We start from the raw sequence: 8,327 nt of genomic DNA, 5'->3' as shown, positions 1-8,327 counted from the left end.
CACCGGGAACGCGGCGGCCGCGTCGAGCGCGCCGGGCGCCGGGCGGTCGGCGGCCCGGCCGAGGGTCGCCCCGTGGACACGGCGCAGGGTCTCGAAGGCCAGGACGGTGCGCGAGCGCTCGGCGTCGCGGCGGCGCACCACGGCGGCGGGGGAGGGGGCAGGGGAGTGCACCGGCGCAGGCCCGGGGCCCGGGGCGCCGTCCCACTCCAGCGGGACGACCGCGAAGATCCCCTCCTCCTCGGGCGCCACGCCCAGCAGTCCCGCGAGCCGCTCCTCGTCGAACCAGAGGGCCGGCGCGATCCGCAGCCCGTGCGGCCGCGCCCACAGCCGCCAGGTCTGGAGCAGCGCGCCCACGTCCATGCTCACGGCGTGGAAGGAGAAGCTGTTGTACTTGAAGGAGTTCTGCCAGTACTTGACCCCGAGGACCAGGTACTGGGTGGCGGCGGGCCCGTCCGGCCCCAGCGCCCTGCGTATCTCACCGGTGACATCGCCCGCCAGCAGCCGGCGCAGCCCGTGCTGGTGCGGGGCGTAGTGGTAGAGCCCGGGCGTGAGCGGTCCGCCCGCGCCCGCGGCCCAGTGGACGCCGACCGGGTAGAGCCCGCCGCCGGAGGCCGTCCCCCGCGACCAGTTGGCCTGCGTGTAGTGGGGCAGCGCCGCCAGATCGGTGTTGGCCTGCACGCCGAGCCGGCGCCCGGTCAGCCCGTACGAGTCCTGGAGCATCCCGGAGAGCAGCGGCAGCGTGAACCCGCCCGCCGGGCCGTCCCCGGCGGCAGGCCCGGGCCCGGGCTCGGGCAGGGGCAGCGTCTCGGCCCCCGGGTAGAACTTCGCCTTCCGGGGCCGGTCCGCCCAGTCGGGCACGAAGTCGGCGGGCTCCATCGGGACCCGGCCTCGATGCATGATGGCGTCGGCGTAGTCATGGGCGTAGCCCACGGGTGTCCTCCTGCGTTCAGGGGTCGATCGAGGTCAGGGAAAGGGGTGCGGGGCCGGGTTGAGGTCCGCGGGCTCCAGGTCGTGCTCGCGCAGCCCGGCCGCGCGCAGCGCGGTCCGCAACCGGGGCATGCCGAGCGCCCGCTGGCGCGACCAGCCGAAGTCGATCGGCAGCAGCCCCGGCACCAGCACGCTCACCGTGTGCAGGCCCAGGGCCCGCTGCTCCGGCAGGGTCTGGTCGACGGCCACGACGTCGAACCCTTCGGCCGCCACGGCCTCGACGCACCGCTCCAGGTGCGCGCGTACGTCGTCCCGCGCCCCGGCGCCCACGGCGTCCGGCGCTCGCAGGTCGGCCACCGGCCGCAGCGGCCCCGGGTCCGGCGCCCGCAGCAGGAAGTCGGCGTGCCGGCCCATCTCCGGGACCCCGTAGACCAGCGGATGATCGTGCAGCGCGGTGACCAGGTCGAAGTCCGCGGCCATCGCGCGCAGTCGGACCTCGTCCCGCACGGTGCGCCCGGGCAGGTTCACGGCGTCCGTCGCGATCTCGCACAGCGCGGAGGCCAGGGCGGCCTCCGGGTCCAGCCCGGCGCCCGCGCCGAAGCACATCCGGCCCGGGCCCCCGTCGAACCGCTCGGCGACGCCGGTCACCACCGGGACCGGGAAGGTGATCCTGGTGTCGAAGAACCGCGCGCGGTACCCGTACATCGCGAGGCGGTCCACCATGGACCGGGTCCGGGTCCGCGCGCTGCTCGCCGGGTCGATCTCGGGCAGCGCCTGGCGCCCGTACCAGGCGAGCAGGAAGGCGTCGCGCTCGATGACCTCCATCAGGCCGAAGTACACGGCCTCGGCCAGACTGCCGCCGGAGGCACAGCCGTTGGAGCTTTCCTGCACGAAACGGTTCTCCAGACCCGGCGCGTGATAGTACGTCAGGATCTCCGGCACCAGGCGCGGTACGCGGTCGCGCAGCGACCACCCCCACACCCAGGGGATGTCGCGGTCTGCGTCGAAGGGCCGCACCCGCGGGTTGTCCCGGTGGAACTCCTCGCTGTAGAGGCCCACTTCGCGCGGATCGACGGCGTCGGCGCCGAACCGCTTCAGCGAGCCGAAGACGCTGGTCGTCCGCGAGCGCGCGCGCATCCCCGCGTACCGTTCCAGGCCCTCCAGCACCCCGACCCGCGCACTGCGGTCGAAGGAGTCGGTGTGCCCGCCCCAGAACGTCTCGCGCAGGTACTCGCCGGCCCGCATCGAGAAGCAGCCGATGGTCGCGGAGGTGGAGGTCGAGGAGATGTCCTGGACGAGCGAGGGCCCAAGGGCTCCGCACAGGGGATTGGCGAACGCGGCGACGTCGATGCCGTACGCCTCGATGGGCCGGGTCCGGAAGGCTCCGGCCCGGTACGCGGGCGCGGGCGCCGGATCGAGCGGCACCGGGGCGTCCGCTCCGGGCGCCGCGCACCGGGGGCACTGCGGATCGGGGACCAGCGGGTAGCGGCGCACGCGGCCGCTGCGCAGGTCCAGCACCCGCACATCGGGAAACGGCCCGGGAGCCGGCGCCGCTGCCGCCGCCGTCACCAGCGCGGCCAGCGCCTGGGCGGCGAAGGCGTGCGCGTACGGCCACTCACCCGCCGCCCGGGTCCCGCCGCCCAGCTCCAGCGCGTCCCGCAGCGCGACGGACCGTACGGCCTGCCAGCGCCGCTCCAGACACCGGCCGCAGCCCGGCCGTCCGGCCACGGGGAACGGGCCGACCACGGCCTGATGCCCGTACAGGTGGACCGGTACGGCCCGGACCGCGGCGTCTCCGAGGCTGAAGCCGCCGTAGCCGAGGCCGTGGCCGTCGCCGTCGTCCGGCGCTTCGGCGAAGGCATCGCGCAGCCCCAGCACGGACAACTCCACGAGTGGACCGTCCAGCGCCCCCAGCGCCCGCGCCAGCAGCCCGCCGAACCGCTCGGCGCCGGGGTCCGCGGGCGCCTTCGGCAGCCGGCTACGCGTCATCGCGCGGCTCCCGGGCGGCGGTGAGCAGCACCCGGACCGTGTGGATGGCCGCCGAGGCCAGGTCGGGCGAGCCCGTCGGGACCACGTACGCGTCCCGCCCCGCCGACCCGAGACGGTCCAGGACCTCCGCCCAGCCGATGGCCGCGCCGTCGTCGGCGGGGCCGGCCGTGCCGGACACCGTCAGCGCGCGCGGGTCGAGGTCGCGCAGCAGCGGATCGCCGGTGTCGGCCGCCCCGCCGTGGCCGCCGGCCTCGTCGCGCTCGAACTGCACCGTGCCCAGCAGCTCCCGCAGCGCGCGAACCGCCGCTGACCGGCGCCCGGGATCACTGCCCAGCGCCCACCGCTCCCCGCAGCGTGCGAGCAGCACCTGTACGCCGCTGCGCGCGCCCTCCCCGAGGTCCAGCAGCTCCACCGGCAGCCCCAGCCGCTCCGCCGACCGTACGAGGAAGACCAGCTCGGCATCCGCGTCGGCTTCCGCGTCGACCGCCGGCAGCGGCACCAGACCCGCCGCGGCGCCCCGTACGGCACGCAGCAGTGCGTCGTACCCGAGGGCCGAAGCGAGCCCGGCGGCGGCCGCGTCCGCGAGGGCCGGGCCCGCGCCCGCCCCGGCCCGGGTGCGCTCGAAGAGCCGGTCGGCGTTGTGCGGCCCGAACGGCCGCACCGCGCCGGCCGGGACGAGCACGGGCTCCTTGGTCAGCAGCGAGACCGCCTGCTGGTACGCCGTCACCGTCCCGGGCACCCCGCAGGCGACGGCCAGTTCCGGCAGACCGGCAGGCGCCGAGGCCCCGGCCACCAGCCCGCCCGCCGGCACGACGTGCTCGGCGTACACGAGCGCCGCCGCGTCCAATGCGCGCATCCGCGCCCCGGCGACGTGGTGGACGTCGAAGGCGGCGATCGAGCGCGTCCCGGCATGCCCGATGCCCAGCTCGACCACACCGAGCTTCAGGGGTATCTGCGTCAGCGGCTCGTCGGCGAACCGGGTGAACACCCCGGCGTACGGACGCACCAGCGCGGAGCGCCGGTTCAGCTCGTCGACCAGCGCGTCCGCCTCGCGCGCCGTCTCCAGGGTCGCCGCAGCGGGCGTTCCCGCGGCGCCCGCCGCGGCGAGGTCCACCGCCTCGGCCTGTGCGCCGGCGCCGGCGCACAGCGGGCAGCGCGGGTGCGCGAACAAGGGCTCGTCGGTGACGTCCAGCGACTCCATGTCCTGGACGAGCAGCCGCCCGGCCGTTTCGGCGGGCAGCGCCCCGGAGGCCGCGCGGAAGACCTCGTAGCCCAGCAGGTTGCCGATCATCGCGGCCAGCGGACCCCCCGGCACGGGCCCGGCGGCCTGCGGGCCGCCCGGCAGTGCCAGGGCGCTCCACAGGTCGGCCGCCGCCCCCGCCTCCCCGCGCGCCGCGCCCATCCGCAGCGCCGCGCAGGCCCAGCAGCCCGGGGAGCCGTGCGTCATCAGCGGGCCGATCACCGCGTCGGAGCCGTACGTCCAGGCGGGCAGCAGCGTGCGGCCCTCGGGGATCCCGGCCCGCAGCAGTGGGAGCAGCCGCGCCGCGGCCGTGCGCCCGCCGCTCACCACGACGGTGTCGTACTCGCTCAACGCCGCCCAGTCCAGGCCTTGTTCAGCGCCCGGCAGGGTGCGTATCGCCACGGGACATCCGTCAGCGAGGGCCTCTGTGGCATCGATGTCCAGCGTCTCGCGATCCGCCTGCGGCAGCACCCCGACGACCGCGCAGCCGTTGCGCACCAGGCTCAGGGCGCACCAGCGGGCCACGGCGTCGTCTCCGAGCACCGCGACCCGTGCGTCGCGAAAGCGCAGGAAGCGAGCCTCGGCGTCATCGGCGTAGTGCTCCACGTACGCGATCTGCGGCGCGAACCGCCGTGCCACGTCGGGCGGGAGCACCGACGGGCCGGAGTCCTCGCGCGCGGACCGCGCGAAGTCCCGGTCGTACAGGGTTCTGACGAGTTCGCCGACCATCGCCCGCTGTGGATCGCCCATGCCCTGACAGATCTCGGCGACCGTGTACGCGCCGGTGAGGTGCGGGACGATCAGCGTGGCGAACCGGTACGCCGTCTTGGCGGTGAGGCGGAAGCCGCCGTCGGAGTTGTGGAACAGCACGCCGTCCGGCGTCTGCGTGAACAGCACGTCCCGGCGGATCCTGGGCCGGGTGGCTGCGACGGACTCATAACTGGCTTGGGACATGGGACACCCCTGATTGCGGTCTGGGAGTGATGGGGGAGAGGGAAGGGAGAGCAGGACGGAGAGGGGGAGGCGAAGGGGATCAGAGCGGTGCGGGCAGGACGGCGTCCAGCCGCCGCTCGGTGAACCAACGCGCGTAGACGCGAAGCAGATGATGGAGCCGGTACGGATGCGGCCCGGGCGGCCCGTCCTCCAACAGCCCGGCGTCCACGAGCTGTTCGAGTACGCTCTCGCCGGCCACCGCCGCGAGAACGGCCTCCGGCTCGAGCGAGCCCACCCGCAGGAACGCGTCCCGCTGCTCCGGCGCGAGCGCGTCCAGCGCCTGCCCGAACACCTCGGGCACCGACAGCCGGGCATCCTCGGCGAGGGCGAGCCGGGCGGGCGGATCCTCCGCCAGCCAGGCCGCGCAGTCGGCGACGCAGAGCCCGGGCCGGGTCAGCAGCCGGCCCGCCGCGATCCGCAGCGCGAGCGGGAAGTGCCCGCAGACGGCGGCGAGTCGGTGCGCGGCGCGCGCCTCGGCCGCTATCCGCTCGGCGCCGACGAGCCCGGCGAGCAGCTCGTAGGCCTCGGCGGGACCGAGCACGTCCAGGCGGTGCACCGACCCGCCGTGCGTCGCGGCGACGGCCGCGAGCCCGCGCCGGCTGGTCACGAGCACGGCCGCGTCCCCCGTGGCGGGGAGCAGCGACAGCACCTGCCCGGCCCCGGCGGCGTCATCGAGCAACAGGAGCCGTCGGCGCCCGTCGCCGTCCGGTTCGGGGAGCAGCGCACGGGCCTCGTCCACGCTCAGGCGGCCCCCGTCGGGCCGGCCCAGCGTGATGGTGAACACCCCGCCGGGGAAGGCGCTTTGGGCCTCGTGCGCGCATTGGCGAGCCAGTGCCGACTTGCCGATGCCGGGCGCCCCCGAGACGATGACCAGCCCGGGCCCGTCCGTCGAGGTGAGCCGCGCGACCATGGCCGTACGGTCGGCCGCGCGCCCGACGAAACCGGGCACCGGCGGCAGCGCGCCGCGCTGCGCGACCCGCGCCGGGGCGGGCGCCGCGGCGACGGACAGGGCGGCCCGCGGCAAGGCGGGTCGGGCGGTGGCGGGCGGTCCGAGTTCCTCGGCCCGCAGGATCGCCATCTCCAGGCGGCGCAGCCCGGCCCCGGGGTCGATCCCCAACTCGTCGCGCAGCCGCTCCCGTACGGTCCGGTACTCGGCCAGGGCCTCGGCCTGCCGCCCGGTGCGGTAGAGCGCCTCGATGAGCTGTTCCGTGAAGCGCTCGCGCACCGGATGGCGGCGGGAGCCCTCGTACAGGTCGACGAGGACCTGATGGCAGTTCCCGGCGGCGAGTTCGAGGTCGCAGACCCGCTCCAGCACCCGCAGCCGCTCCTGTTCGAGCGCCGGAACGGCGTCGCGCCGGAGCATCAGCGAGGCCACGTTCGCCAGGGGCGGACCGTGCCACAGCGACAGGGCCTCCCGGAGCCGGTACAGCTCCTCTCCCGGGTCGGCCGAGGCCGAAGCCTGTTCGGCGAGGGAGCGGAACTGGACGAGATCGAGTGTCCGGATGTCATTGGGCATCCGGTAACCGCCCGGCACCGCCTCGATGGTGGTCGCGGATATGCCGTACTTCTCGAATAACCGGCGCAGCCGCAGTACACAGGTCTGCAGTGCGGCCCGCGCGGTGGCGGGCGGTTCCTCGTCCCATACCGCGTGCAGCAAATAGCCGGTGGAGACGACCGCTCCGGGATGGAGGAGAAGAGCGGCGAGAAGGCTTGTCGGTTTGGAGGGCTTGAGAACAACAGTTTCCGGGCCGTGCGCAATACTCAAGGGCCCCAAAAGCTGGAACCGCATGACTGGTCCCCCGTGTCGGGTCACGTATTCGCATGAGGAGCGGCGTGGGTGGCCTGCGTCCTCGTTGGTCGGTGAATGAATGGAACCCTACATAACGGATCTTGTGAAAGTCGAGTCACAGTCGGGGTCAATTACGACTTGCCCGGTGTTCGTCTCTTCTGCGTCACTTCGGCGCTTCAGGGCGTTACCGTCCCACCGCCAAAAACGTTCAGGCGTAAACGAATTGCGGTTGGGGCGCCATCCAAGCACGGAGCGTAGATCCAATTAAGCTCCATATTCGGCCACTGATAGCGCCGAACTGGCCGAACCGCGCACCACGGTTCAGATCGCGGACTCCGCGGACTGCGTGGCCGCCGCGTCGAGGGCGGCGGTGAGGCGGTGCAGGCGGGTCTGGAGGTCCCGGATCTCGCCGAGGTCGAATCCGGTGGCGGTCGCGATCCGCCGCGGCACCTCCACCGCGCGGGCGCGCAGCGCGGCGCCCTCCTCGGTGAGGTGGGCGTGCACGGAGCGCTCGTCCTCGGGGCTGCGCTCGCGGCGGATCAGGCCGGCCGCTTCGAGGCGCTTGAGCAGCGGGGACAGGGTCCCCGAGTCGAGCCGCAGGTGTCCGCCGATGTCCTTGACCGGAAGCTCGCCGTGCTCCCAGAGCACCAGCATCACCAGGTACTGGGGGTAGGTCAGGCCGAGGTCCTTCAGGACGACGCGGTAGAGGCCCCCGAAGGCGCGGCTCGCCGCGTTGAGCGCGAAGCAGATCTGGCCGTCGAGGCGCAGGAAGTCCTGGTCGCGGAGGGTGTCGGTCTGCTGCTCGGTCATGGTGCCACTGTACCTCGGGCACCCCGCTCGACAACTGAATTGTGCACAACTGAATTGTGTGTCATTCTCGAGGGGCGGGGTCGCCGGCCGGCCTCCCCGCCTCGCTCCGTGAGAGGACACCCGAGATGGACGCGCTCTACACCGCTGTCGCCACCGCCAACGGCCGCGAAGGCCGCACCGTCAGCTCCGACGGCCAGGTCGACCTCGCGCTCGCCATGCCCCCGGCGCTCGGCGGCAGCGGTCAGGGCACCAACCCCGAGCAGCTCTTCGCGGCCGGTTACGCCGCCTGCTTCGCCAGCGCGCTGGGCCTGGTCGGCCGCCAGGCCAAGGTCGACACCAGCGAGGTCTCGGTCACGGCCGAGGTCGCCATCGGCAAGGACGCGACGGGCTTCGGCCTGGCCGTGGTCCTGCGGGTGGAGCTCCCCGAGTCGCTGGCGGGCGAGACCGGCAACCTGCTGGTCAAGCAGGCCCACGAGGTCTGCCCCTACTCCAAGGCGACCCGCGGCAACATCCCCGTCGAACTCGTGGTCGAGTAGTCACCGAGCGTGCCGGGTGTGGGGGCGGGAGCGCGTGTGAGCG

General features: G+C 74.3%; 6 protein-coding genes. 1 reads left to right on the top strand and 5 read right to left on the bottom strand.

The features are described from left to right. The 5 genes from ACFWB8_RS35885 to ACFWB8_RS35865 form a co-directional block, all read right to left on the bottom strand. A partial coding sequence (locus ACFWB8_RS35885) for a SagB family peptide dehydrogenase (protein WP_385237152.1) occupies positions 1–930 on the bottom strand: 930 nt, incomplete at its 3' end. Between the two features lie 33 nt (positions 931–963). Beyond that, on the bottom strand, positions 964–2,916 hold the full coding sequence (locus ACFWB8_RS35880) for a TOMM precursor leader peptide-binding protein (RefSeq protein ID WP_385237149.1): 1,953 nt from the start codon (positions 2,914–2,916) through the stop codon (positions 964–966). After that, a complete protein-coding gene (locus ACFWB8_RS35875) occupies positions 2,906–5,110 on the bottom strand; it encodes a TOMM precursor leader peptide-binding protein (protein ID WP_385237146.1) in 2,205 nt (734 codons plus the stop codon). Before ACFWB8_RS35875 ends, ACFWB8_RS35880 begins: the two co-directional genes overlap by 11 nt. A gap of 79 nt (positions 5,111–5,189) precedes the next feature. Continuing rightward, positions 5,190–6,938: a BTAD domain-containing putative transcriptional regulator gene (locus ACFWB8_RS35870; RefSeq protein ID WP_385237143.1), complete on the bottom strand. Its 1,749-nt coding sequence runs from the start codon at positions 6,936–6,938 to the stop codon at positions 5,190–5,192. 321 nt (positions 6,939–7,259) lie between these two features. Beyond that, a complete protein-coding gene (locus ACFWB8_RS35865) occupies positions 7,260–7,748 on the bottom strand; it encodes a MarR family winged helix-turn-helix transcriptional regulator (protein ID WP_385237140.1) in 489 nt (162 codons plus the stop codon). Between the two features lie 125 nt (positions 7,749–7,873). Here ACFWB8_RS35865 and ACFWB8_RS35860 point away from each other — a divergent pair, with 125 nt between their 5' ends. Beyond that, complete coding sequence (locus ACFWB8_RS35860) at positions 7,874–8,284, top strand: organic hydroperoxide resistance protein (protein WP_385237137.1); 411 nt, start codon at positions 7,874–7,876, stop codon at positions 8,282–8,284. Positions 8,285–8,327: the final 43 nt, after the last annotated feature.

The sequence above is a fragment of the Streptomyces sp. NPDC060031 genome (assembly GCF_042736805.1).
Lineage (GTDB): Bacteria > Actinomycetota > Actinomycetes > Streptomycetales > Streptomycetaceae > Streptomyces.
This window is presented reverse-complemented; position numbering and strand designations above follow the sequence as displayed.